This window comes from uncultured Spongiibacter sp. (assembly GCF_964011655.1).
Classification (GTDB): Bacteria; Pseudomonadota; Gammaproteobacteria; order Pseudomonadales; family Spongiibacteraceae; genus Spongiibacter; species Spongiibacter marinus.
The window spans coordinates 36,523-61,649 of record NZ_CAXGPO010000011.1 but is presented as its reverse complement, the minus strand read 5'-3'; the positions used below and the strand labels follow the sequence as shown (position 1 = coordinate 61,649).

At 57.9% G+C, this 25,127-nt stretch carries 25 protein-coding genes; 11 read left to right on the top strand and 14 right to left on the bottom strand.

Annotated elements, in window-relative coordinates; translation table 11 throughout:
• Positions 1–43: 43 nt before the first annotated feature.
• On the bottom strand, positions 44–1,924 hold the full coding sequence (locus ABNS66_RS07525; RefSeq protein WP_286695313.1) for a bifunctional diguanylate cyclase/phosphodiesterase: 1,881 nt from the start codon (positions 1,922–1,924) through the stop codon (positions 44–46).
• Between the two features lie 159 nt (positions 1,925–2,083).
• Between ABNS66_RS07525 and ABNS66_RS07520 the strand changes: the two genes are divergently transcribed.
• Positions 2,084–4,516, top strand: coding sequence for a penicillin acylase family protein (locus ABNS66_RS07520; RefSeq protein ID WP_286837363.1), 2,433 nt, complete (start codon positions 2,084–2,086; stop codon positions 4,514–4,516).
• Here the strand turns inward: ABNS66_RS07520 and ABNS66_RS07515 are convergent.
• The 6 genes from ABNS66_RS07515 to def all read right to left on the bottom strand — a co-directional run bounded on the left by ABNS66_RS07515 (position 4,506) and on the right by def (position 10,752).
• Entirely contained in the window at positions 4,506–5,081 is a 576-nt protein-coding gene (locus ABNS66_RS07515) for a class I SAM-dependent methyltransferase (protein WP_348655296.1), read from the bottom strand. The two genes, ABNS66_RS07520 and ABNS66_RS07515, sit on opposite strands and share 11 nt — an antisense overlap.
• Positions 5,081–6,529 (bottom strand): TrkH family potassium uptake protein, encoded by a 1,449-nt coding sequence (locus ABNS66_RS07510; protein WP_204994909.1) that lies wholly within the window; start codon positions 6,527–6,529, stop codon positions 5,081–5,083. The genes ABNS66_RS07515 and ABNS66_RS07510 overlap by 1 nt, the downstream gene beginning before the upstream one ends.
• A 12-nt stretch (positions 6,530–6,541) precedes the next feature.
• Positions 6,542–7,915: a Trk system potassium transporter TrkA gene (gene trkA / locus ABNS66_RS07505; RefSeq protein ID WP_204994908.1), complete on the bottom strand. Its 1,374-nt coding sequence runs from the start codon at positions 7,913–7,915 to the stop codon at positions 6,542–6,544.
• A gap of 66 nt (positions 7,916–7,981) precedes the next feature.
• The gene (gene rsmB / locus ABNS66_RS07500) at positions 7,982–9,286 is read right to left on the bottom strand and encodes a 16S rRNA (cytosine(967)-C(5))-methyltransferase RsmB (RefSeq protein ID WP_348655295.1); all 1,305 of its coding nucleotides are present in this window, start codon (positions 9,284–9,286) and stop codon (positions 7,982–7,984) included.
• Positions 9,283–10,236, bottom strand: a complete 954-nt coding sequence (fmt, locus tag ABNS66_RS07495) for a methionyl-tRNA formyltransferase (RefSeq protein WP_286839948.1) — start codon at positions 10,234–10,236, stop codon at positions 9,283–9,285. Before fmt ends, rsmB begins: the two co-directional genes overlap by 4 nt.
• 9 nt (positions 10,237–10,245) lie before the next feature.
• Complete coding sequence (def, locus tag ABNS66_RS07490) at positions 10,246–10,752, bottom strand: peptide deformylase (protein ID WP_286839950.1); 507 nt, start codon at positions 10,750–10,752, stop codon at positions 10,246–10,248.
• 237 nt (positions 10,753–10,989) lie between these two features.
• Between def and ABNS66_RS07485 the strand changes: the two genes are divergently transcribed.
• From ABNS66_RS07485 to ABNS66_RS07460, 6 genes are all read left to right on the top strand, one after another.
• The gene (locus ABNS66_RS07485) at positions 10,990–12,015 is read left to right on the top strand and encodes a LysM domain-containing protein (RefSeq protein ID WP_286695308.1); all 1,026 of its coding nucleotides are present in this window, start codon (positions 10,990–10,992) and stop codon (positions 12,013–12,015) included.
• 56 nt (positions 12,016–12,071) lie between these two features.
• Complete coding sequence (dprA, locus tag ABNS66_RS07480) at positions 12,072–13,184, top strand: DNA-processing protein DprA (protein WP_286839953.1); 1,113 nt, start codon at positions 12,072–12,074, stop codon at positions 13,182–13,184.
• Between the two features lie 93 nt (positions 13,185–13,277).
• The gene (locus ABNS66_RS07475) at positions 13,278–13,844 is read left to right on the top strand and encodes a Sua5/YciO/YrdC/YwlC family protein (protein ID WP_286839954.1); all 567 of its coding nucleotides are present in this window, start codon (positions 13,278–13,280) and stop codon (positions 13,842–13,844) included.
• Between the two features lie 9 nt (positions 13,845–13,853).
• Positions 13,854–14,753: an oxygen-dependent coproporphyrinogen oxidase gene (hemF, locus tag ABNS66_RS07470; protein ID WP_286839956.1), complete on the top strand. Its 900-nt coding sequence runs from the start codon at positions 13,854–13,856 to the stop codon at positions 14,751–14,753.
• A gap of 2 nt (positions 14,754–14,755) precedes the next feature.
• Positions 14,756–15,589, top strand: a complete 834-nt coding sequence (gene aroE / locus ABNS66_RS07465; protein ID WP_204995031.1) for a shikimate dehydrogenase — start codon at positions 14,756–14,758, stop codon at positions 15,587–15,589.
• Positions 15,590–15,614: 25 nt separating this feature from the next.
• Complete coding sequence (locus tag ABNS66_RS07460) at positions 15,615–16,589, top strand: calcium/sodium antiporter (protein ID WP_286839958.1); 975 nt, start codon at positions 15,615–15,617, stop codon at positions 16,587–16,589.
• Here ABNS66_RS07460 and ABNS66_RS07455 read toward each other — a convergent pair.
• Positions 16,557–17,135, bottom strand: coding sequence for a gamma carbonic anhydrase family protein (locus ABNS66_RS07455; RefSeq protein WP_204994899.1), 579 nt, complete (start codon positions 17,133–17,135; stop codon positions 16,557–16,559). The genes ABNS66_RS07460 and ABNS66_RS07455 overlap by 33 nt on opposite strands.
• Positions 17,136–17,275: 140 nt before the next feature.
• Between ABNS66_RS07455 and ABNS66_RS07450 the strand changes: the two genes are divergently transcribed.
• From ABNS66_RS07450 to ABNS66_RS07440, 3 genes are all read left to right on the top strand, one after another.
• Positions 17,276–19,330, top strand: coding sequence for a M3 family metallopeptidase (locus ABNS66_RS07450; protein WP_286839961.1), 2,055 nt, complete (start codon positions 17,276–17,278; stop codon positions 19,328–19,330).
• Entirely contained in the window at positions 19,314–19,601 is a 288-nt protein-coding gene (locus ABNS66_RS07445; RefSeq protein ID WP_027873422.1) for a YheV family putative zinc ribbon protein, read from the top strand. The genes ABNS66_RS07450 and ABNS66_RS07445 overlap by 17 nt, the downstream gene beginning before the upstream one ends.
• A gap of 100 nt (positions 19,602–19,701) precedes the next feature.
• Complete coding sequence (locus ABNS66_RS07440) at positions 19,702–20,088, top strand: STAS/SEC14 domain-containing protein (RefSeq protein ID WP_161624243.1); 387 nt, start codon at positions 19,702–19,704, stop codon at positions 20,086–20,088.
• A gap of 12 nt (positions 20,089–20,100) precedes the next feature.
• Here ABNS66_RS07440 and ABNS66_RS07435 read toward each other — a convergent pair whose 3' ends face one another.
• The 6 genes from ABNS66_RS07435 to ABNS66_RS07410 all read right to left on the bottom strand — a co-directional run bounded on the left by ABNS66_RS07435 (position 20,101) and on the right by ABNS66_RS07410 (position 24,106).
• Entirely contained in the window at positions 20,101–20,520 is a 420-nt protein-coding gene (locus tag ABNS66_RS07435; RefSeq protein WP_286695301.1) for a CBS domain-containing protein, read from the bottom strand.
• Between the two features lie 26 nt (positions 20,521–20,546).
• Positions 20,547–21,770 carry a saccharopine dehydrogenase NADP-binding domain-containing protein gene (locus ABNS66_RS07430; RefSeq protein ID WP_286839964.1) on the bottom strand — a complete coding sequence of 408 codons (1,224 nt, stop codon included), beginning with the start codon at positions 21,768–21,770 and terminating at the stop codon, positions 20,547–20,549.
• A 182-nt stretch (positions 21,771–21,952) separates the two neighbouring features.
• Positions 21,953–22,123: a hypothetical protein gene (locus tag ABNS66_RS07425; RefSeq protein WP_154653844.1), complete on the bottom strand. Its 171-nt coding sequence runs from the start codon at positions 22,121–22,123 to the stop codon at positions 21,953–21,955.
• Positions 22,120–22,533: a CBS domain-containing protein gene (locus ABNS66_RS07420; RefSeq protein WP_286839967.1), complete on the bottom strand. Its 414-nt coding sequence runs from the start codon at positions 22,531–22,533 to the stop codon at positions 22,120–22,122. The genes ABNS66_RS07425 and ABNS66_RS07420 overlap by 4 nt, the downstream gene beginning before the upstream one ends.
• Positions 22,534–22,624: 91 nt before the next feature.
• Positions 22,625–23,482 carry a pirin family protein gene (locus tag ABNS66_RS07415; protein ID WP_286839970.1) on the bottom strand — a complete coding sequence of 286 codons (858 nt, stop codon included), beginning with the start codon at positions 23,480–23,482 and terminating at the stop codon, positions 22,625–22,627.
• A gap of 21 nt (positions 23,483–23,503) precedes the next feature.
• Positions 23,504–24,106 (bottom strand): NAD(P)H-dependent oxidoreductase, encoded by a 603-nt coding sequence (locus ABNS66_RS07410; RefSeq protein ID WP_286839973.1) that lies wholly within the window; start codon positions 24,104–24,106, stop codon positions 23,504–23,506.
• 112 nt (positions 24,107–24,218) lie between these two features.
• On the opposite strand from ABNS66_RS07410, the gene ABNS66_RS07405 reads away from it, so the two are divergent.
• Positions 24,219–25,127 (top strand): LysR family transcriptional regulator, encoded by a 909-nt coding sequence (locus ABNS66_RS07405; protein WP_286839976.1) that lies wholly within the window; start codon positions 24,219–24,221, stop codon positions 25,125–25,127.

Below are 25,127 nucleotides of genomic sequence, written 5' to 3'. Positions count from 1 at the left end.
CGAGAGGCTCCGCTGAGCCATTACCGAATTAATCAGAGCTGTCTTAAATATGCTGAGCTTCGTGGACGTCGGCGTAGCGTTTAGCCCAGTCTGAGAAGGCTTCGGCATTTAGCGCGGGGGTGTAGAGGAAGCCCTGTACCATGTCGCAGTGATGATCTTTTAGCAGGCGTCGCTGTTGCAGGTTTTCGACACCCTCGGCAATAACCGACATGCCGAAGCTGTGCGCCATCGCAATAATGGCGTTTACCAGCGTGACGCTATCTTGGCTTTGGTCGATATCGTGAACAAAGCTGCGATCGATTTTTAGAATATCGAAGGGGTAGCGCTTCAAGTAGCTGAGCGAAGCGTAGCCGGTGCCGAAATCATCCAGCGACAGGCGAACGCCGAGCGCCTTCAATTCCTGGAAGCACTGGCGGAGATTGGGTGTATCGTTGATCAACAGGCCTTCGGTGATCTCGAGTTCCAACTGCCGTGCCGGCAGACCCGATTGCTGCAGGGCGCGCCGCACCGTATCGACAATCTCGGACTCTTCAAACTGCCGCGCAGAGATATTCACAGCAATGTTAATCTCGGGCAGCCCGGCGCGCCGCCACCGCATTGCCTGTTGGCAGGCGTTGATCATCACCCACTCGCCGATCATGCCAATCATGCCGCACTCTTCTGCAACGGAGATAAACTGATCCGGGCCGGGGTTGCGCAGTTCGTTATTGTGCCAGCGCAGCAGCACCTCCGCGGCAACCAGGCGGTTGCTGCCAAGCTCGATAACAGGTTGAAAGTGCAGCTTAAATTCATCGCGCTCTATTGCGCGGCGCAGTTGCGACTCTGTTTCCAGCCGGTATTCGGCCTGGCTGCTCATACCCGCTTGATAGAAAGAGAATTGGTTGCCGCCTTTGCCCTTCGCCGCAAACATTGCCGCCTCGGCTCTGCGTAACAGGGTTTCGGCGTCGCGGCCGTGGTCGGGATACTGGCTGATACCAATACTGGCTGAGACGTTAATCTCATTGGTGTCTATCAGGTAGCGCTCACTCACCTTGCTCAGCACGGTTTCGGCGAAAATACTGGCTTCATCACTGCAGCTGCCCTCGCCGAGAATGATCAAGAATTCGTCGGCGCCCAAGTGAGCGAGTAGCTGTTCGTCGTTGATACAGCGTCGCAGGCGCTCGGCTGTCTCGCGAAATAGGCGATCCACCACGTGGTGGCCCAGCGAGTCGTTTATAAAGCGGATTCGGTCGAGGTCGAGGTGCAAAATGGCAAACCCGCTGGCGTCCTCGCCCTGCTGTTCAATGGTGCGCTGCAGATTTTTTAATGCCAGCTGGCGATTGGGCAAGCCGGTTAACACGCTGTAGTGTTCGCGAACAAAAAGCCGGTTGGCGATCGCCTTGTTCTCAGAAATATCCTCACAGCTGAATATATAGTGTTCTATATTGCCCTGTTCGTCTTTGGTCGCCGAGGCCACCGCGGCAACATATTCCTCGCGGTCGGCGAGCTGAATATGTAGCTCGCCCTCCCAGCTTCGGCCTTGCTCAATTGTGCTGCGAATGCGTTGGCGCGTTTCCTCGGAAATCAGCGATAGCAGTCGCTCTATGTCGGCGGTGTCCGGAACGCTGTCATCACTGATGCCGCTGAGGCTGTGAAACTTCTGGTTGGTGTAGATGGGCCGAAAGTGCTTGTTGAGCAAAATCAATGCGGCGGGGCTGTGATCCAACAGGGCCTGCAATTGCTGCTCTTTCTCCTGGCTGCGGCCGAGTCGTGCGCGCAGTGCGTCCAGCTTGCCGCTAAAGGCGATCAGGAAACACAGCATACTCATCGTGAAGATGGCCAGGGCTAATACCGCCGAATCGTAGCGATTTTCAGGCAGTAACAGGCTTGCGGCTGCTAAGGAGGCCGAGCTGGCGAGTGCTAGGGCGAGTTGCGCGTAAGCCATAGTCCATCTTTTGTGTCAGATTACGGCGCTATGATGGCAGGCAAGGGCCATTTTCGCCAGCATTGTTGCTGACTGTCCTTCCTTGCAATGGCGCATTTATTGATAATAGGGTATTAGTGTCGCCCAATAACGATAAATCTGCTGTAAACGAGGCTAAGGATGATTCACTCCCATCAAATTATGAAAGGCGCCGTACTGAGCGCCGTGGTTCTGCTCACTGCCTGCGGCGGCGGAAGTAGCGGCAGTAGCTCCGGGGGTGGCCAGGGCGAGGCGAAGCAATACGATGTTGAAGTGAGGCGCAGCGAGAACGGCATTCCCCACATTAAGGCCGACAATTACGCCAGCATGGGTTATGGCTACGGCTATGTGCATGCGCAGGACAATATTTGCGTGCTGGCCGAGGACTTGATGACCATTCGCGGTGAGCGCGCCCAATACCTCGGTCGCGACGGCAGCTATACCATTATTCCTAACGGCTCGACGGCGTCGAATGTCGACTCGGACTTCTTTTGGCGGGCGGTGGCGACTGATGACGCGATTGCGCCGATCAAAGCAAACAGCGATCCAGAGGTCGTCGAGGCAACCCGCGGCTTTGTTGCCGGTTACAACCGCTACCTGCGGGAGCTGAAGTCGGGCGAACACAGTGGCCGCCACCTCGCCTGTCGCGATGCCGCGTGGCTGACGGAAATCAGCGTTGATGACCTCTACCGCCGCTATTTCCGCTTGTCTATTTTGGCGTCGTCGTCGGTATTTGTGAGCGAGGTGGCCAATGCCGCGCCACCCTCCCCCGATAACCTGCCACTACCGGTCAGCATTCCTGCAATCTCTGCGCTAGACCCCTCTGAGATGCCGCTGGCAGGTGAGCAGCCTTTTGCCAGCAATATGTATGCCTTGGGCGCCGAGGCCAGCACCGATGAATCCATGCTGTTAGTGAATCCTCACTTTCCCTGGGAGGGCACTGAACGCTTGTATCTGGCGCATATGCAACTGCCCGATGCCGAGATTATGGGGGCGTCGCTTTACGGTGTTCCGGCAGCGTTAATTGGCTTCAACCAACATGTTGCCTGGAGCCACACGGTGTCTACCGCATACCGCTTTACTTTTTACGAGCTTACCCTGAATCCCGCTGATCCCACTCAGTACTTCTATGAGGGGGAGCTTCGCGATATGGAAGCCAGCGAAATAACCGTCCCTATTCTCGAGGGTGACGGTACCTTGGGAAGTGAAACGCGAACCTTGTACCGCTCGCACTTCGGTCCCATGCTTGAGCTGGCCGTTTCCGGCGTGCCGGTGTTGGAGTGGTCACCTGCTAAGGCTTATACCCTGCGCGATGCCAACGCTGAGAACAACCGCCTAATCAACCAGTTCTTCCGCTGGAATCGCGCGCAAAGTTACGAGGAATTTGTCGATTTACACGGCAGTGTGCTGGGTGTGCCGTGGGTGAATACAACGGCGACAGGGCCGGGCAAGCCCGCCTACTATGGCGATATTACGGTGGTGCCTAATGTGCCCGACAGCAAGGTGCAGAGTTGTGGTGCCCAGCCGCTGCAAACGGCGCTGGGGGCGCTGCTGCCGGGTTTGCCCATACTCGATGGGTCGCGGGCAGCCTGTGAATGGGATACCGACCCGGATGCGCCCGCGCCGGGTATTTTCGGGCCCGCTAATTTGCCGTCGCTGGAGCGCAATGACTGGGTTCATAACTGCAACGACAGTTACTGGCTGAGCAACCCGGCGCAGCCACTGACCGGCTTTGCTGCCATCATTGGTGATGAAGGTGCCGAGCGAACGCTGCGCACGCGACTGTGCATGCTGCAGGTTCAGCGTCGTTTAGATGGCAGTGACGCGCTGCCGGGCAACCGTTTTACGCCAGACTTGCTGCAAACCGTGGCGCTCGATAGCGCTGTGTATTCGGCGGAGCTGGGTCGGCAGGCGGTGTTGGATAGCTACTGCCAGTTGCCGACCTTGCTTGGCAGCAGCGGACCCGTTGATATCAGCCAGGCCTGTGCGGTGCTGTCGGCCTGGGATGGTAAAAATAATCTTGATTCGGTCGGCGGTCATATTTGGCGCGAGTTCTGGCGCGGTGTTAACGCCAGCTCGATTCCCGCTGCGCTGCGCTGGACCACGCCCTTCTCGGCCGACGATCCGGTGAATACCCCTCGGGGTCTCAATGTGCTGAACCCGGATATTGCCCGGGCCTTTGCCGATGCTGTGCAGGCGCTGCAAAGTGCGGGGGTGAGCGAGACTGCCGCCATTCGGGATATACAGCGATCAGGTGTCCACGAGCAGGACATTCCCATTGTTGGTGGTGAGAGTTTTGCAGGCTCATTCACGATTGCCGGCAGTGAAGGGGACTTGCAAGATGGTGCGTATGACGTCACCTATGGCAACAGCTATGTGCAGACCGTGACCTGGGACGCAGAGGGCACGCCCAAGGCCGAAGGCTTTATCACCTATTCGCAATCGACCGATCCGGCGTCGCCCTACTACCAAAATATGACGGAAGCTTACTCGGCCAAAAACTGGATTAAATTCCCGTGGACGGAGGCCGAGATTGCCGAAAAGACCGTTGAGGTATTGCGCCTTAGCGAATAGTGGCGGGTTTGCGGCCGATATAGCCGGTCTGCAGCGCGTGCTCGGGGCCTCGCAAGTCGAGGTCTTCGCGGTGCAGCAGTGTTTCGAGGCCGGCGTAGGCGCGGCTCAGTTCGCCCTCGCCGAGCAAAAAATCCGGGTTGCTTGGGCCGCGGAGCGCCGGGCGGCGCGAATTAAAGGTTTGGTAGAACAATAGTCCGCCGGGAGCGAGGGCGTCAGCCAATTGAGCCAATAGCGGCCGGTGCAAATAGTAACTCACCACAATAACATCGTAGCGCTGCTCAGCGTTGAGGCCCTGCGATTCCAGGTCTCCCCATTTGGCGCTAATCGACAGCTGCTCACGGCGTGCATAGTCGTTGAGCTTGTCTACGGCGTTGTCTGCGTAGTCGAGGGCGTCGACCGTCAGCCCAGCCCTGGCGAGTGCCATCGCATTGCCACCCAGGCCGCAGGCGACATCCAGGCCATAGCCTCTGTCGGGCAGCCAGTGGCTGTAGGTATTGAGCAGCCAGCACGGCGGTTGAGGCAGCCTGGCGTCGGCATAGCGTTGTTGCCACTTTTGCCGGGACATTAGCGGCGCCAAAAAGCCGGTAACAACAATACCAGCAGCGTGAATATTTCCAGTCGTCCCAGCAACATGGCATAGCAGAGAATCCATTTGCCGGTGTTGCTGACAGTGCTGTAATTCGCGGCCACTTCGCCGAGGCCAGGGCCCATATTATTGATCGACGCGGCCGTTGCCGAGAACGCCGATAAGAAGTCGAGGCCGCAGGCCATCATTGCCAGCGTGATGCCCATAAAAGAGATCAAATACACGCCGACAAAACTCCACACGGCGCTGACGACCTTGGCCTCTACGCGCTGTGAACCGATCTTCAATGGAATCACGGCGCTGGGGTGAATCAGCTGCTTGAGCTCTCGAATCCCCTGTTTGGCGACCAGCATGATCCTGACCGCCTTCATACCACCGCCAGTTGAACCGGCGCAGCCACCAATAAACGACAGCATCAACAGGCCGATTGGTAAGAAGCTGGGCCACACCGAGAAGTCGTCGGCGCCAAACCCTGTCGTCGTCGCTATAGAAACGGTGTGGAAAATGCCGTTCACCACGCTATCGGGCAAGTCTTGGGTGCCGCTCAATAATAGATAGCCGCACACAGAAACCGTGGCGGTCGCCATTACACCAAGGTAGAACTTGGTTTCGGAGTCCATTAAATAGGTGCGGGGGCTGCGCGCGCGCCAGGCGTGGAAGTGGATGGCAAAGCTCATGCCGGACAACAGCATGAACACGCTGCAAATCATCAAAATTAACGGGCTGTCGAAAAAGCCCATGCTGGCATCGTGGGTTGAAAAGCCGCCGATGGCCACCGTGGAGAAAGCGTGGCAGATCGCATCAAAGGGTGTCATCCCCGCCAGCCAGTAGGCCAGCCCGCAGCTTGCCGTTAGCGCCACATACATCAGGAACAGCACTTTCGCGGTGCCGGTAATACGTGGCGTTAGCTTGTTATCTTTTACCGGCCCGGGTGTTTCTGCGCGGTAGAGCTGCATGCCCCCGATGCCGAGTATCGGCAGGATCGCCACGGCGATAACGATGATACCGATGCCCCCCAGCCACTGGAGAAATTGTCGATAGAACAATACCGACACCGGCAGTTCATCGATCCCAACAATCACGGTAGCCCCGGTGGTGGTTAACCCGGAGATCGACTCAAATACCGCCGCGCTGAAGGACAGGCCCGGATTGTCGGCCAGAAAGAACGGCAGCGAACCGAAAACGCCCAGTACCGTCCAGAATAGCGACACCACCAAAAAACCATCGCGAATGCCGAGGTCGGGCTGCTTGCCCTGGCTGATCAGCCACAGCACCAGCCCGACGCTAAAGGTGAGTGCAAAGGCGTAACCGAAGGCGTGCAGTGCACCGTCTTGATAGATCGCCGCCAGCGCCGCGGGCAACGCCATGGTCAGGCTAAATACCATGAGCAACATGCCGATAATGCGACTTATCGTGATCAGGTGCATGCGCGGTCTCGTTTAGAAGAAGGTGAAGCCGACGGAGAATAGCTTTTCCACCGCCTTAATTTTGCTTTTATCCACCAGGAACAGGATCAGGTGGTCTTCACTGGCTACCGTCAGGTGGCTGTGGGCAATAAGCACCTCGTCGCCGCGAACGATGGCGCCAATCGTTACGCCTTCGGGCAGGTCTATTTCGTCTAGCCGACGGCCCACTACTTTGGAGGAGCGGCTGTCACCGTGGGCAATAATTTCCAACGCCTCCGCCGCGCCGCGCCGCAGTGAGTGAACGTTGTAAATATCCCCGCGACGAACGTGGGTAAGCAGGCTGCCGATGGTGATTTGCTGCGGGGAAATCGCAATATCGATCTCGCCGCCCTGCACCAGCTCCACATAGGCGGGATTGGTGATCAGGGTGACGACTTTTTTTGCGCCCATGCGTTTGGCCAGCAGCGACGACATAATGTTGGCCTCGTCGTCATTGGTCAGCGCGAGAAAAACATCGGTTTCTTCGATATTTTCCTGGGCCAGTAACTCGTGGTCCGAGGCGCTGCCGTGCAGCACAATGGCCTTGCGCAACTGCTCTGACAGGGTGCGGCAGCGATCGTAGCTGCGCTCGATAATTTTAACGTTGTAGCGGCTCTCTACGGCGCTGGCCAGCCGCTCACCAATATTGCCGCCGCCGGCAATAATCAGGCGCTTGTAGCGTGTATCTACCCGCCGCAGCTCGCTCATTACCGGCATAACGTTCTTCTTGGCGGCGATAAAAAATACTTCATCGCCGGCTTCAACAACGGTTGTACCGCTGGGGACAATGGCATTCCCGCGGCGGAAGATTGCCGCCACACGCGTGTCGATCTGTGGCATGTGCTCGCGGATTGTCGCCAACTCGTTGCCAACCAGCGGGCCGCCGTAATAGGCCTTAACGGCGACCAATTGCACCTTGCCGTCGGCGAAGTCCAGCACCTGCAGGGCACCGGGGTACTGCAGCAGACGTTTTATATAGCGGCAAACCAGCTCTTCCGGGCTGATAAAAACATCGATGGGAATGGCGTCGCTGCCGAACAATTTCGACTGGCTGGTATAGGAGCTAGAGCGTATGCGCGAGATCTTCGTCGGTGTGCGGTAAAGCGTTGCGGCAACTTGGCAGGCGACCATATTGATTTCGTCGCTGCTGGTCACGGCGATCAGCAGATCCGCGTCTTCGGCCCCGGCGCGGTCGAGTATGTCCGGGTGGGAGGCTGAGCCACACACCGTGCCGATATCCAGCCGGTCTTGCAGCTCTCGCAAACGATCCTGATCTTGGTCGACAACGGTAATATCGTTGTGCTCACTGGCCAGGTTGGCAGCCAGTGTGCCGCCGACCTGGCCGGCACCGAGAATAATGATTTTCATGTCTGTTTTGTCGCCGCCGCAGAATATGCGCCAATTGTGCGTTGTTTAGCCGCTCGGGCTCAAGGGTTAATGCCCTGTTGCCGCTGCTTTTACTAGCTTAGCGTAGAAGAAGCCATCGGCACCCTCATTTGAAGGGAGTAGCTGGCGACCGACTTTTCTATCTATGCCCCACGCCACATCCAATGCTGCACTGTGGGCGTCGTCGTGGCGCTGCAAAAAGTCCGCGATCTGTTGCTCGTTTTCTTCTGGCAGTACCGAGCAGGTGGCGTAAACCAATATGCCACCCGGTGCCAGGCACTGCCACATGGCATCCAGAATGCGGCGCTGCAAGCTAACCAACTCGGGAATATCACTGGCGCGACGGTGCAAGCGAATGTCGGGGTTGCGGCGCAACACACCGGTGGCGCTGCAGGGGGCATCAAGCAAAATGCGATCGAAGGCTTGGCTATCCCACCAGGCTTGGGGGTCGGCGGCATCCGCCACTTGGTAGTGGGCGCGAAGGTCCAGGCGCTGCAGATTGTCGGCCACGCGCTCTAAGCGCCCCTCATCAATATCCAGGGCTACCAGTTCCTGTAGCGCCGGTTCCGTTTCCAAAATGGCGCCGCTTTTACCGCCGGGGGCGGCGCAGGCATCGAGTACCCGTTGGCCCGGTTGCAGCTCGAGTAAGCGGGTACACAGCTGGGCGGCCTCATCTTGTACCGACACCGCGCCTGCAAAAAATTCGGGTAGGGCTTCCACACCACAGGGGCTGCTGAGGCGCAGGCCCATAGGCGCGTATTGGCAGGTGGTGGCGTCAATATCGGCGGCGCTTAGTTTCGCCAAATAGGCGTCACGGCTATGTTGCTGTTGGTTGACACGCAGGCACATTGGCGGGTGGGTGTTATTAGCCTCGAACACGGCGTTGGCCTGCTCGGGCCAGGCGCGCGTTATCGCCTTATACAACCAGGCGGGGTGAGCGCTCGCCGCGTCGGCGGGGAGGTCTTTAAACAGTGCTTCGCCGTCGCGTTGGCAGCGGCGCAAAATGGCATTACACAGCCCGGCCGCCCATTTCTTTTTCAGTGTTTTACAGGCTTCCACGGCGCTGCTGATGGCGGCGTGTGGGGGAATGCGAGTAAAAAATAACTGATAGGCGCCGATGTAAATCAGCATTCGTATATCGCTGTCTTTGCGCTTCAAGCCCTTGCTAAAGCAGGGCTTCAGTGCGGCATCGAGCTGCCAGTAGCGCCGCAGCGTCCCGTAGCAAAGCTCGCGATAAAGTGGTCGCTGCTTTTCCGGCAGCGACTTTTCCTGCAGGGGAATTTGGCGGCTCAGTGACTGGCCATCGACAACGGCGACGAGGCAGCGCGCCGCGGCAACGCGAGGGCAGCTCATGCCGCACCCAAGACGGTGCCTACCGAGAAGCGTGCCGCGTGACCATTGAGCACATCGGCGACAGCCATTTGGCGCGCATTGGGCAGTTGCAGTGAGAGAAGTCGCAGGGCGCCCTCGCCACAGGCGACGACGATGCCATGCTTGTCACAGCTGAGTATTTCCCCCGGCGAACCTTCGCCACGGGTAGGCTCCGCCTGCCATACACGCAAACGGTCTTCACCGACGCTGGTGTAGCAAACGGGAAAGGGAATAAATGCGCGAATCTGACGATCTATTTCAGCGGCACTGCGCTGCCAGTTGATCTCGCCCTCTTGCTTGTCGATCTTGGCGGCGTAATTACTCAGTGCGTCATCCTGCACTTCAGGCTGAGCGGTGCCGCTGGCCAGCTGGTTAATGGCGTCTATCAGGGCCGGACCACCCATCTCAGCCAAGCGGTTGTGGAGGCTGGCGCTGGTGTCGTGGGGGCCAATATCGCAGTGCACTTTGCGCAGCATGTCGCCGGTATCCAAGCCAGCTGCCATTTGCATAATGGTAACGCCGGTCTCGCTGTCGCCTGCTTCAATGGCCCGCTGGATGGGGGCGGCACCGCGCCAGCGTGGCAGCAGGGAGGCGTGAACATTTACGCAGCCCAGTCGCGGTATATCCAATACCGCTTGCGGTAGGATCAGGCCATAGGCGACCACTATCATTAGGTCGGCGCCGAGGGCGGCCAGTGCGTCGCGGTCGGCCTGGTCTTTAAAGTTGAGCGGCTGGTAAACGCTGATTCCGGCTTGCTCGGCAAGTTGTTTAACGGGGCTGGGGCGGGGCTTTTTACCGCGGCCCGCTGGGCGGTCAGGTTGGGTGTATACCGCAACGATGTCGTGGTGGCCGTCGTCCAGCAGTGCCTTTAAATGTTGCGCTGCAAATTCCGGGGTGCCGGCAAATACCAGCTTTTGTGAAGTGGCGGCCACTGCCGTCTCCTATGCCTTGCGTTTGTGTTGTTTTTCCAGTTTTCCGCGAATGCGGTTGCGCTTAAGCGGCGACAGGTAGTCGACAAATAACTTGCCCAACAGGTGGTCGTTCTCATGCTGAATACATACCGCCAACAGTCCCTCGGGCTCAATTTCGAAAAGGTCGCCGATGCGATCCAGGGCCTTCACGCGAACGTGGCGGGGGCGCTCGACGGTCTCATAGAAGCCGGGTACAGACAGGCAGCCCTCGTCGTACTGGAAGATTTCTTCATCGAGAACGGTAATTTCGGGGTTGATGAACACCAGCGGTTCGCTGCGGTCTTCGCTCACGTCAATGACGACGATCTGCTCGTGTATGTCCACCTGGCTGGCAGCCAGACCGATGCCCGGCGCCTCGTACATGGTGTCGAACATATCGTCGATAATCTTGCGAATGCGGTCGTCGACGTTTTCCACGGGTTTGGCGACGGTGCGCAGGCGCGGATCGGGAAATTCGAGAATCTCTAGTACAGCCATAAATGATTGTGACCAAGTTGTCGTGTATGTTGCCCAACTATTGCTACTATAAAGAGTATTCGCAATTGCAGAGCCGTGTATCGGATAGGGTGGCAACGCCTTCTGCTTTTTACAACGATAACAATATGCAGTCGCCGCGACGGCCGACTATTATACCGTGAGAACGGCGGAAATGCCTGATTGTCGCGAACGACCGGGGTGCTACCCCCTTGCTGAGGTCGCTTGAAGGAAAGTGTTATGAGAAAAACTGTGCTGGGCTTGCTGTTTTGTGCGCTACTGAGCGCTGCCCATGCGGGTGATGTTTTGTCACTGAAAGCCGGTCACCCTCAAACCTACGTGGTGAAACGAGGGGATACCCTGTGGGATATCTCGGCGATGTTCCTCGATGACCCCTGGCTGTGGCCCGAGCTGTGGTACTACAACCCCCAGGTTGAAAACCCTCATCTTATTTACCCCGGCGACCTGCTTAAGTTGATGTGGGTGGACGGCAAGCCGGTACTGGTTCGCAACCCTGAGCCGCGCGACGCGGTGGTGAAATTGACGCCGCAGATGCGGATTTCCGATGTCAGCGATGCGATTCCCGCGATCCCCCTGGACGTGATTGCCCCCTTCTTAACGCGCAGCCGCGTTGTCGACGAGGGCGAGCTTGAGTCAGCGCCCTATGTGCTGGCGGGCAAGCGCGGCAATATCGTCGCGGGTGCCGGCGATGAAATTTTGGGTCGCGGCGACTTTGAGGATGCCAAAAATTTCGGCATTTACCGTCGGGGTAAAGTGTATGTGGATCCGCGCAGCCGCGAGCTGTTGGGGGTTGAGGCGATCGACATCGGCACCGCCCACCTACTGCATACCGAGGGCGATATCTCCACCCTGGCACTGAATCGCAGCACGCAAGAAATTCGCCGAGCCGACCGCTTTTTACCGCTGGAGTCGCGCCAGCTCACCGCGCGCTTTGAACCGCAGGCCCCAGACCAAGACACCCGCGGGTCAATCATTGCTGTCGAGGGTGGTTTAACTCAAATTGGCAGTATGGATGTCGTGACCTTGAACCTCGGTGAGCGAAATGCGATCGAGGCAGGCGATGTTATGGCGATTTACACCACGGGTGTGATGGTTCGCGATCCCCTGACGGGCGAGCGCCTGCAGGCACCAGACGTGCGCGCGGGAATCCTGATGGTGTTCCGCGTGTTCGATAAAGTTAGCTATGCGCTGGTCCTGAAGGCCGAGCAAACCTTAAAGGTTGGCGACAAAGTTCGTAACCCCTAACTACTCCCCCGCGTAGCCTTGCGCTGCGCGGGCCATTGTCGGCAAGGATGCAGACCATGGACGCAGATGCCCTTCTTTGGCTGCTGATTCAGCAGCAGTTGACCATCCCCCCTGCGCAACTGCGCGCCTTAATGAGCCTGGCAGGACAACCCCGTCGCTTGGCGGAAATTTCTGCGGACGAGGTTCAGCAGTTTGTCGTGCAGCGCTACGGCGAAGAGGCTCGCAGTGAACAGCTGCTCAGCGCGCCGATGCGTGACCGTATTGCCGGGGTATTAAGCGATAGTAATGCCCTCGCCGCACTGGCGGAGCAGCACGCTCATTGCGAGTTGGTTTGTCTGACCGATGAAGACTACCCTTTGCTTCTAAGCGAGATTGTCGACCCACCACCAATCGTGTTTATGAGGGGGCGGCGAGAGTTGCTGCAGAGCATTATGATTGCGGTGGTGGGGAGTCGTCGCCCCAGTCGCCGTGGCGAGCAAGATGCGCATGCCTTTGCCCAGGCCTTGTCTGCGCACGGCATTACGGTGGTTAGCGGTATGGCAATGGGGGTCGATGGCGCGGCCCATACCGGCGCCATGCAGGAAGCGGCAGCGTCTGTCGCGGTGTTGGGTTGCGGAGTGGACATCTGCTATCCGCGACGCAACAAGGCGCTCTATGACGCGATGGTTGAGGGCGGGCTTGTGCTTTCCGAGTACCCTCTGGGCAGTCCGCCTCTGCCCCATCAATTCCCCCGTCGAAATCGTATTATCAGTGGGATGAGCCTGGGGGTATTGGTGATTGAAGCGGCAATCAAAAGCGGTTCGCTAATCACTGCGCGCCAGGCCTTAGAGCAGAACCGCGAGGTATTTGCCCTGCCTGGCTCGATACACAGTCCGGCCAGTCGCGGCTGCAATGCCTTGATTCGCCAAGGGGCGAAGTTGGTCGAGACCTTAGAGGACATCGTCGAAGAACTCCCCTGCTTGCCACCGGGGCTCGTGGGTGCCGTACTGGAGAGTCCTGAGGCTGAGCCGCCTGCGCTGCTGGCGCTGTTAGAATTTGCGCCGCTTACTTTGGACCAGCTGGCCGCGCGCAGCACCCTGCCGGTAACGGAGTTGCTCAGCGCGCTGGGCGAATTAGAGCTGGCGGGCTGGGTTGAGCAGTGTAGCGGTGGTTGGCAACGCTGCCGCTAAGTTGCAAAGCCGTTCGCCTTTGGGTACTTTTGCCGCGTCTTCCGCTGCCGGCGCCCCACTGCTGGCCTTTGCCTGTGCAGGGTCTTGCTTATCATGACAGAACTATCCCGTTATCGATTGCGCTATGCTGCCGACCTACTGCGTGCTGGTGGTGTCGTTTGTCACCCCACCGAAGCTGTCTGGGGGCTGGCATGTGTGCCAGAGAATGCCGCCGCGGTGGCGCGGATTTGCACCTTAAAGCGGCGCGACCCCGAAAAAGGTCTATTGCTGGTTACCGATAGCGTCGATCGCCTTCAGACATTGTTGGCGCCGCTGCCTGCCTCGCGGCGCGAAGCGGTATTAGAGAGCTGGCCCGGCCCCTATACCTGGGTGATTCCCGATGAAGGCTTTGCTCCCAGTTGGGTGAGGGGGCGCTTTAGCAGCGTCGCGGTAAGAGTGACTGACCATCCCCTCACCGCTGCCCTATGCAAGGCCGTGGGTGGATGTTTGGTGTCTACCTCCGCTAACCCGGCATCACTGGAGCCCGCTCGCAGCCAACAACAGGCCGAGCGGTATTTTGCCGGCGCCGTAAACTACTATTTGCCCGGTCGCCTCGGTGGCCGCCGTCAACCCAGCTGTATTCGCGATGCGCTTAGCGGCGACACGCTGCGTTCAGCCTAGGAGCATCACATGAGCACTATCGATATCGCCGCCGTTAAGCAGTATCTCCTGGACCTACAAGACCAAATTTGCACCGCCATTGAGCAATGCGATGGCGGTGCCCGCTTTGTCGAAGACAAGTGGGAGCGGGGTCGCAGCCGAGTGATGACCGACGGCGCCCTGATCGAAAAAGGCGGGGTAAACTTCTCGCACGTGCATGGCGACTCGATGCCCGCCAGTGCAACGGCGCACCGGCCTGAACTGGCCGGCCGCAGCTATCAGGCGATGGGGGTGTCGCTGGTTATTCACCCCCTCAATCCCTATTTGCCTACCAGCCATGCCAATGTGCGATTTTTTGTGGCAGAAAAAGCCGGAGAAGAGCCGGTTTGGTGGTTTGGTGGCGGCTATGACTTAACACCCTACTACGGTTTTGAAGAGGACTGCGTACATTGGCACCAAGTGGCCTTTGACGCTTGCAAGCCGTTTGGCGACGACGTTTATCCCCGCTATAAACAGTGGTGTGATGACTATTTTTACCTGAAGCACCGCGACGAGGCGCGCGGCGTCGGTGGCTTATTTTTCGACGACCTTAACGAGGGCGGCTTTGATCGCTGCTTCGCTTTTATGCAGGCCGTGGGAAATTCGTACACGGATGCCTACCTCCCCATCCTGGAGCGCCGCCGTGACACGCCCTGGGGCGAGCGCGAACGAGCGTTCCAGCTCTATCGTCGAGGCCGCTATGTAGAGTTCAATCTGGTTTTTGATCGCGGCACCTTATTTGGTTTGCAAAGTGGCGGCCGCACCGAGTCCATTCTCATGTCACTGCCACCGCTGGTGCGATGGGAGTACAATTGGCAGCCAGACGAAGGCAGCGCCGAGCAAGCGCTGTACACGCAGTTTTTGCCCCCTCGGGATTGGTTGGCCCAGTAATGATGGATGCAGTGGATCAATACGCCGTATTTGGTAACCCCATAAAACACAGTCGCTCCCCGCAAATTCACGCGGCGTTTGCCGAGCAAACCGGGCAGGCACTGCATTATCGGGCGCATAAGGTTGAGCTGGGGCGTTTCGCTGAAGTGGCGTCGGAGTTCTTTCGCAATGGTGGTCGCGGGCTAAATATCACCGTGCCCTTCAAGCTGGATGCCTTCGAATTTGCCGACGAACTCAGTGGTCGTGCGCGCCGCGCAGGGGCAGTGAATACGCTGGCGCGTGGCGAGGACGGCCGTATCTATGGTGACAATACCGACGGCGTGGGTATGGTGCGCGATATCAACGACAACCTCGGCTGGCCAGTGGCGGGTAAGCGAATTTTGGTGCTCGGCGCCGGCGGTGCTGTGCGGGGAATACTCGGCCCGCTGTTAAAGCAGCGTCCCGAGGAATTGGTGGTTGCGAACCGCACCCTGGAAAAAGCCGAGGCCCTGGCCGAGTTGTTTGCTGAACTGGGGCCTGTGAGTGGGCAGCCTTTCGAAGCCTTGCCGGGCCGTCAGTTCGATTTAATTATCAATGGTACCAGCGCCAGTTTGAGTGGCGATTTGCCGCCGCTGCCCTCCCACATACTCAGCAACGAAGGCAGTGCCTACGATATGATGTACGGCGCTGAGCCCACCCCGTTTATGCGCTGGGCGGCGGCTGAAGCTGCCTGGGCAGTATCAGACGGTCTGGGCATGCTGGTCGAGCAGGCCGCGGAGTCGTTCTGCATTTGGCGAGGCGTTCGCCCTGATACACGGCCAGTCATTGAGTTGATTCGCCAATCCCTTTCTCACTGAAAATTGCTTTGCGGGCCCTTGTTGTATGCTGTTGATCCTGACAACCCTCATTCTTGGTTTGGTTATTCTGGTGTGGAGTGCCGACAGGTTTGTTATCGGCGCGTCGGCGACGGCGTCGATTTTGGGTGTGTCGACCCTGGTGGTAGGTATTTTGGTGGTGGGGATTGGTACCTCTGCACCGGAAATGCTGGTCTCGGCAATGGCCGCCGCCGACGGTCAGTCGGGGCTGTCGGTGGGGAACGCGCTGGGATCGAATATCACAAATATTGCGCTGATTCTCGGCCTGACGGCGCTGTACATCCCGCTGCGCGTGCAAAGCAAGTTGATAACCCGAGAAATTCCCCTGCTGCTGCTGGTGATGCTGGGCGGCTATTTTTTGCTGCGCGATGGCGAGCTTGGTTTTACTGATGGCTGCATATTACTGGGCGGGTTTTTAGCGGTAGTGTTGCGGCAACTGTGGGAAGCCAAGCACAGCCGCGGCGATGCCTTGGAGGCCGAGTACGCCGAAGAAATTCCCAAGGATATGTCGCTGCCCGTTGCCCTGGGCTGGCTGTTAGTCGGCCTGATTTTACTGATGGCATCGGCGCGCATGCTGGTGTGGTCAGCGGTGGAGTTGGCGCAAATATTCGGTGTTAGCGATTTGGTGATCGGCCTAACGGTGGTGGCCATTGGTACTAGTTTGCCCGAGTTGGCGGCGTCGGTCGCCGCGGCGCGCAAGGGCGAGCACGACATTGCCATTGGCAATGTGATCGGTTCAAACCTATTTAACTTGCTGGGGGTGATGGCGCTGCCCGGTGTGATTGCGCCCGGCGCCATTGATATGGCGATCGTCGACCGCGATTACCCGCTGATGTTGATGCTAACAGCGGGCTTCTACCTCGTTGCCTTCGGTCCGCGTCGGGCCCCGGAAATCCGCCGCTACGAGGGCGGGCTGCTGTTGTCGGTATACCTTGCTTATCTGGCTTATCTACTCGTCGACACCGGCGCTATCAGTTTCTAATTCAGCGATGTGGCGATCTTTTAGCTTGCTGTAGTTTGCCGAGCTGTAGCAGAAATAGCGCATTTCCTTTTCGCTCAGCGGCCGGGCAGCTTTAGCGGGGCTGCCGACATAGAGATGGCCACTGGCAAGCCGCTTACCGGGTGGTACCAGGCTGTTGGCCGCTACCACGACATCGTCTTCGATAATTGCGCCGTCCATGACGATGCTTCCCATACCGATCAATACTCGACTGCCAATTTCGCACCCGTGCAGCGTCACGCTGTGGGCAACGGTCACGTCGTCGCCAATGCGCAGCGGATATCCGTCGGGGTTGTAGGGGCCAGCATGGGTGATGTGTAACACGCTGTTGTCCTGAATGCTGCAGCGCTCGCCGATATGAATGCTGTGCATATCGCCGCGAACGGTGCTTTGCGGCCAAATGGAACTGTCGCGACCAATGTGGACATCGCCGATGACAACGGCACTGGGGTCGATAAATACCCCCTCTTCCAACTGAGGTTGATGACCCTCAAAGCGGCGGGTGTAGTTCTCGGCGCGGTAGCCCATTGCAATGATCCTCGAAGCACTGACGAAAGATCTATTGTAGCGAGCCGGGTGGTCGGCGAACATGCTTTCTGGCCCAGCCTGGGCCTGCGATCTGTTAAGCTAGGGCTTGTTCATTTTTTTGATCATGTGAGTGCTTATTCATGTATGCAGAGCAATCTCTTCCGGAATTTTCTCAATTGCGACCGGCCGATTATCCCGCCCAGTGCGAGGAACTGCTTAATCGCAGCCGCGCCGATGTTGCAGGCCTGTTAGCCAGCGATACGCCGCTCAGCTGGCAATCGCTCATGCAGCCGCTGGAAGAGATCAACGATCGCATTGAGCAATTCTGGGCACCCTTGAGCCACCTTCATGCGGTGATCAGCGGTGATGCCTGGCGCGATGCCTACAATAAGTGCTTGCCTCTGTTGACGGCTTACAGCAGTGAGATGGGTCAGAATCGTCCCCTTTATGAGCGCGTGAAGGCGCTGTCAGAGAGTGACCAGTTTCAGCAGCTATCATTTGCTCGCCAGAAGGCGGTGGAAAACATGCTGCGCGATTTCACGCTGTCCGGGGTTGCTCTGGATGGTGACGAAGCCACTCGCTTTAGTGAAATACAGCAGCGACTCAGTGAGCTGTCGACCGCCTACTCCAACCATGTACTGGATGCCACAGACGGTTGGGAAAAGTTTGTCGCTGATGCGGAGTCGCTCGCCGGTGTGCCGGAGTCGGTGCTGGATAACCTCGCCGCTGCCGCAACGGCGGCGGGCCAAAAAGGTTATCGCTTGAGTTTGGACATACCGAGTTATTTGCCGGTAATACAGTACTGCGACAACCGGGAGATCCGCCGTGAGCTCTACGAGGCCTACGTGACCCGCGCTTCTGCGCAGTCACCAAGCGGCGTCCAGTGGGACAACGGCCCGCTGATGGTGGAGATATTGCAATTGCGTGCCGAGCAAGCGCGCCTGTTGGGTTTTGGCAGTTACGCTGAAAAGTCATTGGCGAGCAAAATGGCGCCGTCCTGTGATGCGGTGCTGGGTTTTCTGTCGGAGTTGGCGACTGCCAGTAAACCCGTGGCCGAGCAGGAGCTGAAAGCATTGCAGGCCTTTGCCGCCGAACAGGGTCAGCACGAGCTCGAGGCGTGGGATGTACCCTACTTTAGCGAAAAGCTGCGGGAGGCCCGCTACGCCGTGTCTCAGGAAGAGCTGCGTCCCTACTTCCCGGTGGAGCGTGTGCTCGAAGGCTTATTTAAGGTAACGGGCGAGTTGTTCGATCTGGATATTGTCGAGCAAGAGGCGCCACTCTGGCACGACGATGCGCGGTGTTTCGCGCTGCGTCGTGGCGGCGATACCATTGCGGAGTTCTACCTCGACTTATACGCCCGCGCCAATAAGCGTGGCGGCGCGTGGATGGCAGATTGCCGGGGGCGCCGGATGCTTGGCGATGGCAACATGCAGCGCCCCGTCGCCTTTTTGGTGTGCAACTTTACGCCGCCGAGTGCCGACCGCCCGTCGTTATTGACCCACAATGAGGTGACGACGCTTTTCCACGAGTTTGGTCACGGCCTTCACCACATGTTAAGCCAGATAGACTGCCTCGCCGTATCCGGAATAAACGGAGTGGCTTGGGATGCCGTAGAACTACCCAGTCAGTTCTTGGAAAACTGGTGCTGGGAAAAATCCGTGATTCCCGATATCTCCGGTCACTATCAAACCGGTGAGCCGCTGCCCGAGGCCTTGTTGGAAAAGCTACTGGCGGCGAAAAACTTTCAATCGGGTATGCAGATGCTGCGCCAGATAGAGTTTGCACTGTTTGATTTCCGTCTGCATATGCAGGCGGATATTGCCAGTGAGTCGCAAATCGATGCCCTGATGGCTGAGGTGCGCGACCAGGTTGCCGTGTTGCGGCCGCCAGCGTTTAACCGTTTTCAAAACAGTTTTTCGCATATCTTTGCCGGTGGATACGCCGCGGGTTATTACAGCTACAAGTGGGCCGAGGTGTTGTCTGCGGACGCCTTTTCGCTGTTTGAAGAGCGCGGCGTGATGGACAGAGATACCGGCTTACGGTTCCGCAAGGTGATATTGGAACAAGGCGGTGCGCGTGATGCGGCGCTGCTATTTACTGAGTTTCGTGGGCGAGAGCCTGCCAATGACGCGTTACTGCGGCACAGCGGCATCGCGGTAAATACAGGAGGGGCCACGCATGGCAACGGAGTTTAAACCCAGGCGTTTTATTGCGGGGGCGGTGTGCCCCAAGTGCGCTGAGATGGATAAAACCGTGATGTACCGCGTCTCAGAGGTCGAGCAAGTGCGCGAGTGTATTCGCTGTGGTTTTAAAGAGTCGATCCGCGACGATGATGTTGCGGTCAACGAGCCGCCGACCCGTGTTAATCAACCCCGGGCTGGCGAAGCGCCGCTCGCTCATGAAGATGAAGTAAGAGTCGTTTCTATCCTCGACCCCAAGGCCAAGCCTGAGCGCCGCGATCACTGAGATTGGTAATATCCACGCTTCGCGGAACGCATTTCAGTAATGCTTATCTATACTGTTATGTAAGCGGTCTAGGCCGCCTGAAATGGTTCGCGGAGGTAACATGATGTTGGAGCTGCTGCCAATACCTTCTTCCCATGTAATTGGGGTAAAGGTGTCTGGCAAGGTAAATCACGACGACATGGCGGAAATCTATGACGCCGTTGAACACAAGCTGGAAAACGAGGAATACCTCGGTATTTATATCGAGTTAGAGCATTTCAAAGGCTTCACCTTGCGTGGCCTGCTAAAAGAAATGCGATTGCTCGCGCGCTTTTTCAAACATATTACCCGCACAGCATTGGTCGGTGAACCGCGCTGGTACAGCCGTGGCGCGCAGCTGATTACCCACTGGATGCCCAATGCAGAGATTGAACACTTCACGGAAATTCAGCGTGATGAAGCGTTGATCTGGGTAAGTGAGCGCGATGCCGGTGCGTTCTCTGGCTGATGCGGCGACGCATTAGTCGCCGTTAAAGCCGCATTCCTCAGCGCGACGTAATATGTCTCTCCAGCTGACAATGCCGACGGTTTGCTGCGCGCTATCCACAATGGGGATGCAGGCAATATCGTTGCGGTTAAAGGCGGCAATGGCGGCGTGAACATCGTCGTCAGGTGCCAGGCATAGCAGCTGCCTGCGCATGATCTGGTGGGCGTGCTTATTGAGGGTTGCCTGGTCTTTAGGCAGTTCCGCCATGGTGCCGATGTTTGGACTGATGGCGGCGGCAAGATCCCGTTGAGAAATACTCCCCCTAAGCTTTCCGCCCTCCACCACCAGCAGGTGGTGGAACCGGGTCTTCATAAACAACTCTCGCACGGTGCTCAAACGGTCGTCACTTTCAACGGTAACGACCGGTGAGGCCATAATATCGCGCAGTTTCATATTCGCCCTCCCTGTATGGAATGGCGTTAGCCATCCACAACATCAAAGCGTAATCCAGCGTAGCTTTCTAAGCGACCCTGCAGTGTGGTGCCCATGCTGCTCGCCGGTGTCCAGATGCCGCCACCGCATTGCTTGGCATCGATGTCGCGCGCCAAACACAGTGCAGCTTGAGAGATCATTTTGGCGGTTGAGCCATAGCCGGGGTCGCGGTCACCGGTCACCTTGCACTGCAGTTTGCTGCTGCCGTCTTCAAGGGCGTAGAAGCGCATATCAAAGAAGCCATTCAGTTGGTCTTCAGGGCTGGGGCCTTCGCCCGGCGCGGGAAGAAGCTTTTCCAGCAGCCAGCGGCTGGGTTTTATCGCTGCGCCAACCATGAATGCGGCCAGGCCGCTACCAATACCGTAGGCGCTGAGGCGGCCGGACAGCCCCTTGCCCGTGAGCATGGTTTCTTCATAGCGAAAATTTTCGCCGTATTTGGAGGCCAGTAAGGCATTGCTGCGGTGAACCACGCGGGTGTTGATTGCCGCCATGATGAAGGGTGACATCCATCGCCCGGTAACGGGGTCGTGTTCGGCCAGGCCTGGGTTGCGTTGACGAGCGCTGTAGGACGCGTCGGTAGCAATTAGATAGGGGTCGGCCATTTGCTTGCGCAGCGCTGGGTCCTTGGAGGCTTCTTTCATTACGTTGAGTAAGCTGGCGAAGGTGCCGCCAGACAAGCCACCCTTGGCAGCTTTTACGCGCATACGAATATCGCTGCTCGGTTTGCCGTGGCGTTGCTCAAATTGCTGCTGCGTGAAGAGGACGCCGAGGTCGGAGGGTATGGAGTCAAAGCCGCAGCAATGTACGATACGCGCGCCGGATTGTTGGGCGGTGGTTTGGTAGCGATCCACCATTTGACGAATCCAGTGCACCTCGCCGGTCAGGTCGCAGTAGTCGGTGCCAGTCTCGGCGCAGACCTTTACCAGAGGCTCGCCGTAAAGCGCGTAGGGGCCAACGGTGCTGAGAACAACACGGGTTTTTTCAACGAGCTGGCGCAGTGATGCCTCGTCGTTTGAGTCTGCCAATATAATGTCCGGCTTCTCGCCGCTTAGCGCATCGCGGGTTGCCTGCAGTTTACTCTCGCTCCGCCCCGCCATTGCCCAGCGTAAGGGCGTGTCTTCGCTTTGGTAGGTGCTCAGGTATTCGCAGATAATCTGACCAACGAAACTGCTGGCGCCAAAGACGATGATTTCATATTGGGTTTCGCTCACGTAGCACTCCTTATCAAGATGCATGTGTCCACCGCGGAACGGCGGTGTTGTTATATAGCTTGTGTTTGACTCGGTGCAGAGCTGCTGCCGAGGGCTGTAACTATCAAACGGTAATGAATAGGCACTAGTGTAGCTGGGGCGATGCGACTTACCATGATCTCCGATGTCCGGTTGCGAAGTCGTTAGCGCAGGTAGTGAGGGGTGTCTTGCCGGCAGTGGTGGCGATCATCGGGGTCGAGTATTTTGTCGCACTCTTGCAGGGCCCACTCTCGTTGTTGATCGTACTGACCGCTGCCACAGGCGCCGAGCATGGCGCACAGGGCGGCGGTGGTGAGCGCTTGAGCGGCGGTCATTGAGAGTCGCAGTGTGCGCGGTTTTCCCAAAGCGCACTCAAGATGGCACTGCGGGTAATCAAGCCGAGAAGTTTGCCGTCTTCAATCACTGGGTAGAGTTTGGGTTTGTTCTTACCCATATTTTGCGCGAGGTCGACAATATTCTGTTCGGCTTCGACGGCAAGCACCTCGTTGTGCATGACATCGTCAACGTTCGGCACGCCTTCACAGTGGTAGCTGCTGACCAGCATAGAATGGATGCAATCCTGTTCAGAGACGAAGCCGACAACGCGGTCGTTATCGTCTAATACGGGCAGGCCCATAACCTGGCTGCGCAATAGGGTGTCGACGACTTCCCCCAGTGGTGTGTGCATGCGCACAAAGGGTGCGGGGCTGGTCATGATGTCACGGACGCGAATACTGTTGCTCATTGTACTTCCTCCATTTGTGAATACTATACGCCCCTAGCTAAGCTGCTGTCAGTGTTTAGATGGGGACAAAGAGCGACGATTCAACGCCGCCCTAGTCAGTGAGGGTGCCGTCGCGATAGTCGCGCAGCGCTTGCTCAATTTCCGTGTTGCTGTTCATCACAAAGGGGCCGTATTGCACCACCGGTTCGCCAATGGGTTTACCGGCTATCAATAGCGCGCCGCTATCTGGCTCGCCATCAAGTATTACGCTGTCGCCTGGGCTGAGTAGCGCTGCGGTTCCAGCACAAATACGCTCCCCGCCGATTTCCAGGCTGCCGTCATAGCAGTACACCGCGGCGTTGTGACCAGCAGGCAGGCCAAGCTTAAGTGCGCGCGCCGACGTAAAGCGGATGTCGGCGTAGACCGGTTGGGTACTGTATTGCTGCCCATCTACGCCGTTAACGTAGCCCAAGCTGTGCCCGCTGGGCAGCGCAAGTTCTCCGGCGATATGATGGAGAGAGAAACCTTCACCGCGATACACCGGAATGCTCGCTGAGTTGATATCTTGATACACAGCCGGTCGCATTTTCTCATCAGCCGGTAAGTTCACCCATAGCTGAAAGCCGCGCAGCAAACCCTCGCGCTGCTGAGGCATTTCCGAGTGGATCACTCCCCGCCCGGCCGTCATCCACTGCACATCTCCCGGCCCGACGTTGCCCTCATTTCCCATATGGTCGCGGTGTTGCATGTTTCCGGCGAGCATGTAGGTCACGGTTTCAAAGCCGCGATGAGGGTGGGCGGGAAACCCCGCAATGTAGTCCTCTGCGCGGTCGGAGTAGAACTCATCGAGCATTAGAAAGGGGTCGATGCGATCTCCGGGGGTGCTGCCCAGGCTACGCTTGAGGCTGACCCCCGCGCCATCGCGGGTGTTGCGAGCGGTAATGCGGCGAGTAACGGTTCGCTGTGTCATACCTGACTCCTCACTCTAAATTTAAGAGGCGTGTTTAAACATCGCCTCGCGGGCGTGCTGCCTGGCTTGGTCGGCGGTTTCTGGCCCCATGTTTAGCCCTTCGGCGTAAATGAAGTGGATAGACTCAATGCCCATAAGGCCGAAAATATGACGCAGGTAGGGGCTCTGGGTGTCCATCGCGGTGCCGACATACTGGCCGCCACGGGCCGCAAAAATGTGCACGGGGCGGTCATGGAGCAAGCCCTGCGGGCCATTTTCTGTATAGCGGAAGGTCTCCCCTGCCCGGGCAATATGGTCGATCCACGCCTTAAATGTTGACGGTACACCCAAGTTGTACAGGGGCATTGCAATGACAATTTCGTCGGCGCTGCGGACTTCTGCAATGAGCGCGTCGGACTGTTCCGCGATGGCAGACTGCTCTGCTGAGCGGTTTTCTGGCGCAGTGGTCAGTGCGGCGAAGCGCTGTGCGTCCAGGTGAGGCAATGCCTGTGCGTGCAGGTCGCGGTGGATCACGTTGATTGACTCGCCTTGGGCGCGCCGGCCCGCGATGAACTCTTGTGCCATTTGGCTGGAATGTCCCTGTTCGCCTGACAGGCTGCTGCTGATGTAGAGAATATTAGGCATGGTGCCTCCCGTTGCTACGTGTGGTGAGTTGCGATGGGAGTAGTTAACTATTGATTTAATTGTTTAAAAAGCGCAATTTTAGCGGCTAAACAATCGAATAAGTTGATGTATTATGCGCGGACCTCGAACGAATCTCGACCAGTGGCACTGTTTTATGGCGGTAGTGGATGAGGGGAGCTACTCCAGAGCGGCGGAAAAATTACACAAGAGCCAGTCGGCCGTTACCTATGCAATTCAAAAGCTTGAAGAGCAACTGGCGGTCGCCCTGTTTGAGATAAAGGGCCGTAAAGCCGAGTTGACCGACGCCGGACAGCTTTTTTACCGCCGCGGCCGCGCCCTGCTCGATGAGGCGTTGCGGGTGGAGGCGTCTGCCGTAACCCTCGCTCAGGGTTGGGAGCCGCAGCTGCGGATTGTCAGCGACGCGTTGTTCCCGCAAGCCGCTATGTTGGATTGCCTCGAGCAGCTGGCCATAGAGTGCCCCGAAACGCGCCTGGAGTGCGTGGAGACGGTGCTCAGTGGCGCCGAGGAAGCGCTGCTTGAACAGCGGTGTGACCTCGCGATCACGGGCATTGTACCGCCGGGCTTTTTGGGCGACCCGCTGCTGAGAGTCCGGTTCATTGCTGTCGCACACCGCGACCATGCCCTGCACCAGCTTGACCGAGCGCTGAGTTACCAGGACCTGCGTGCCCATCGTCAGGTTGTGGTGCGCGACTCCGGGGCGCGACGTCGCAGGGACTCCGGGTGGCTCGAGGCCGCGCAGCGCTTGACGGTGAGTCGAATCGATTTTTCAGTGCAAGCCGTGTGCCGGGGGGTGGGCTTTGCTTGGTTGCCTGAAGTTGTGATTCAAGAACCGCTCAACAGCGGGTTACTCAAGCCGCTGCCGCTGAACGAGGGTCGCGAACGTTTCGCCGAACTCTTCATTGTATTGCCAGAGCGGGAGCTGGCAGGCCCCGCAGCGCGGCGGGCCGAGGCGTTGATAAAAAACGCCGCGGCCGCGTTGACCTGCGATCGCCAACGCTGA

What these genes read in the sequence shown, in the direction of transcription:
- ABNS66_RS07525 (WP_286695313.1), bottom strand. Translation starts at nt 1,924, where the DNA reads ATGGCTTACGCGCAACTCGCCCTAGCACTCGCCAGCTCGGCCTCCTTA.
- ABNS66_RS07520 (WP_286837363.1), top strand. Translation starts at nt 2,084, where the DNA reads ATGATTCACTCCCATCAAATTATGAAAGGCGCCGTACTGAGCGCCGTG.
- ABNS66_RS07515 (WP_348655296.1), bottom strand. Translation starts at nt 5,081, where the DNA reads ATGTCCCGGCAAAAGTGGCAACAACGCTATGCCGACGCCAGGCTGCCT.
- ABNS66_RS07510 (WP_204994909.1), bottom strand. Translation starts at nt 6,529, where the DNA reads ATGCACCTGATCACGATAAGTCGCATTATCGGCATGTTGCTCATGGTA.
- trkA (WP_204994908.1), bottom strand. Translation starts at nt 7,915, where the DNA reads ATGAAAATCATTATTCTCGGTGCCGGCCAGGTCGGCGGCACACTGGCT.
- rsmB (WP_348655295.1), bottom strand. Translation starts at nt 9,286, where the DNA reads ATGAGCTGCCCTCGCGTTGCCGCGGCGCGCTGCCTCGTCGCCGTTGTC.
- def (WP_286839950.1), bottom strand. Translation starts at nt 10,752, where the DNA reads ATGGCTGTACTAGAGATTCTCGAATTTCCCGATCCGCGCCTGCGCACC.
- ABNS66_RS07485 (WP_286695308.1), top strand. Translation starts at nt 10,990, where the DNA reads ATGAGAAAAACTGTGCTGGGCTTGCTGTTTTGTGCGCTACTGAGCGCT.
- dprA (WP_286839953.1), top strand. Translation starts at nt 12,072, where the DNA reads ATGGACGCAGATGCCCTTCTTTGGCTGCTGATTCAGCAGCAGTTGACC.
- ABNS66_RS07475 (WP_286839954.1), top strand. Translation starts at nt 13,278, where the DNA reads ATGACAGAACTATCCCGTTATCGATTGCGCTATGCTGCCGACCTACTG.
- hemF (WP_286839956.1), top strand. Translation starts at nt 13,854, where the DNA reads ATGAGCACTATCGATATCGCCGCCGTTAAGCAGTATCTCCTGGACCTA.
- aroE (WP_204995031.1), top strand. Translation starts at nt 14,756, where the DNA reads ATGGATGCAGTGGATCAATACGCCGTATTTGGTAACCCCATAAAACAC.
- ABNS66_RS07460 (WP_286839958.1), top strand. Translation starts at nt 15,615, where the DNA reads ATGCTGTTGATCCTGACAACCCTCATTCTTGGTTTGGTTATTCTGGTG.
- ABNS66_RS07455 (WP_204994899.1), bottom strand. Translation starts at nt 17,135, where the DNA reads ATGGGCTACCGCGCCGAGAACTACACCCGCCGCTTTGAGGGTCATCAA.
- ABNS66_RS07450 (WP_286839961.1), top strand. Translation starts at nt 17,276, where the DNA reads ATGTATGCAGAGCAATCTCTTCCGGAATTTTCTCAATTGCGACCGGCC.
- ABNS66_RS07445 (WP_027873422.1), top strand. Translation starts at nt 19,314, where the DNA reads ATGGCAACGGAGTTTAAACCCAGGCGTTTTATTGCGGGGGCGGTGTGC.
- ABNS66_RS07440 (WP_161624243.1), top strand. Translation starts at nt 19,702, where the DNA reads ATGATGTTGGAGCTGCTGCCAATACCTTCTTCCCATGTAATTGGGGTA.
- ABNS66_RS07435 (WP_286695301.1), bottom strand. Translation starts at nt 20,520, where the DNA reads ATGAAACTGCGCGATATTATGGCCTCACCGGTCGTTACCGTTGAAAGT.
- ABNS66_RS07425 (WP_154653844.1), bottom strand. Translation starts at nt 22,123, where the DNA reads ATGACCGCCGCTCAAGCGCTCACCACCGCCGCCCTGTGCGCCATGCTC.
- ABNS66_RS07420 (WP_286839967.1), bottom strand. Translation starts at nt 22,533, where the DNA reads ATGAGCAACAGTATTCGCGTCCGTGACATCATGACCAGCCCCGCACCC.
- ABNS66_RS07415 (WP_286839970.1), bottom strand. Translation starts at nt 23,482, where the DNA reads ATGACACAGCGAACCGTTACTCGCCGCATTACCGCTCGCAACACCCGC.
- ABNS66_RS07410 (WP_286839973.1), bottom strand. Translation starts at nt 24,106, where the DNA reads ATGCCTAATATTCTCTACATCAGCAGCAGCCTGTCAGGCGAACAGGGA.
- ABNS66_RS07405 (WP_286839976.1), top strand. Translation starts at nt 24,219, where the DNA reads ATGCGCGGACCTCGAACGAATCTCGACCAGTGGCACTGTTTTATGGCG.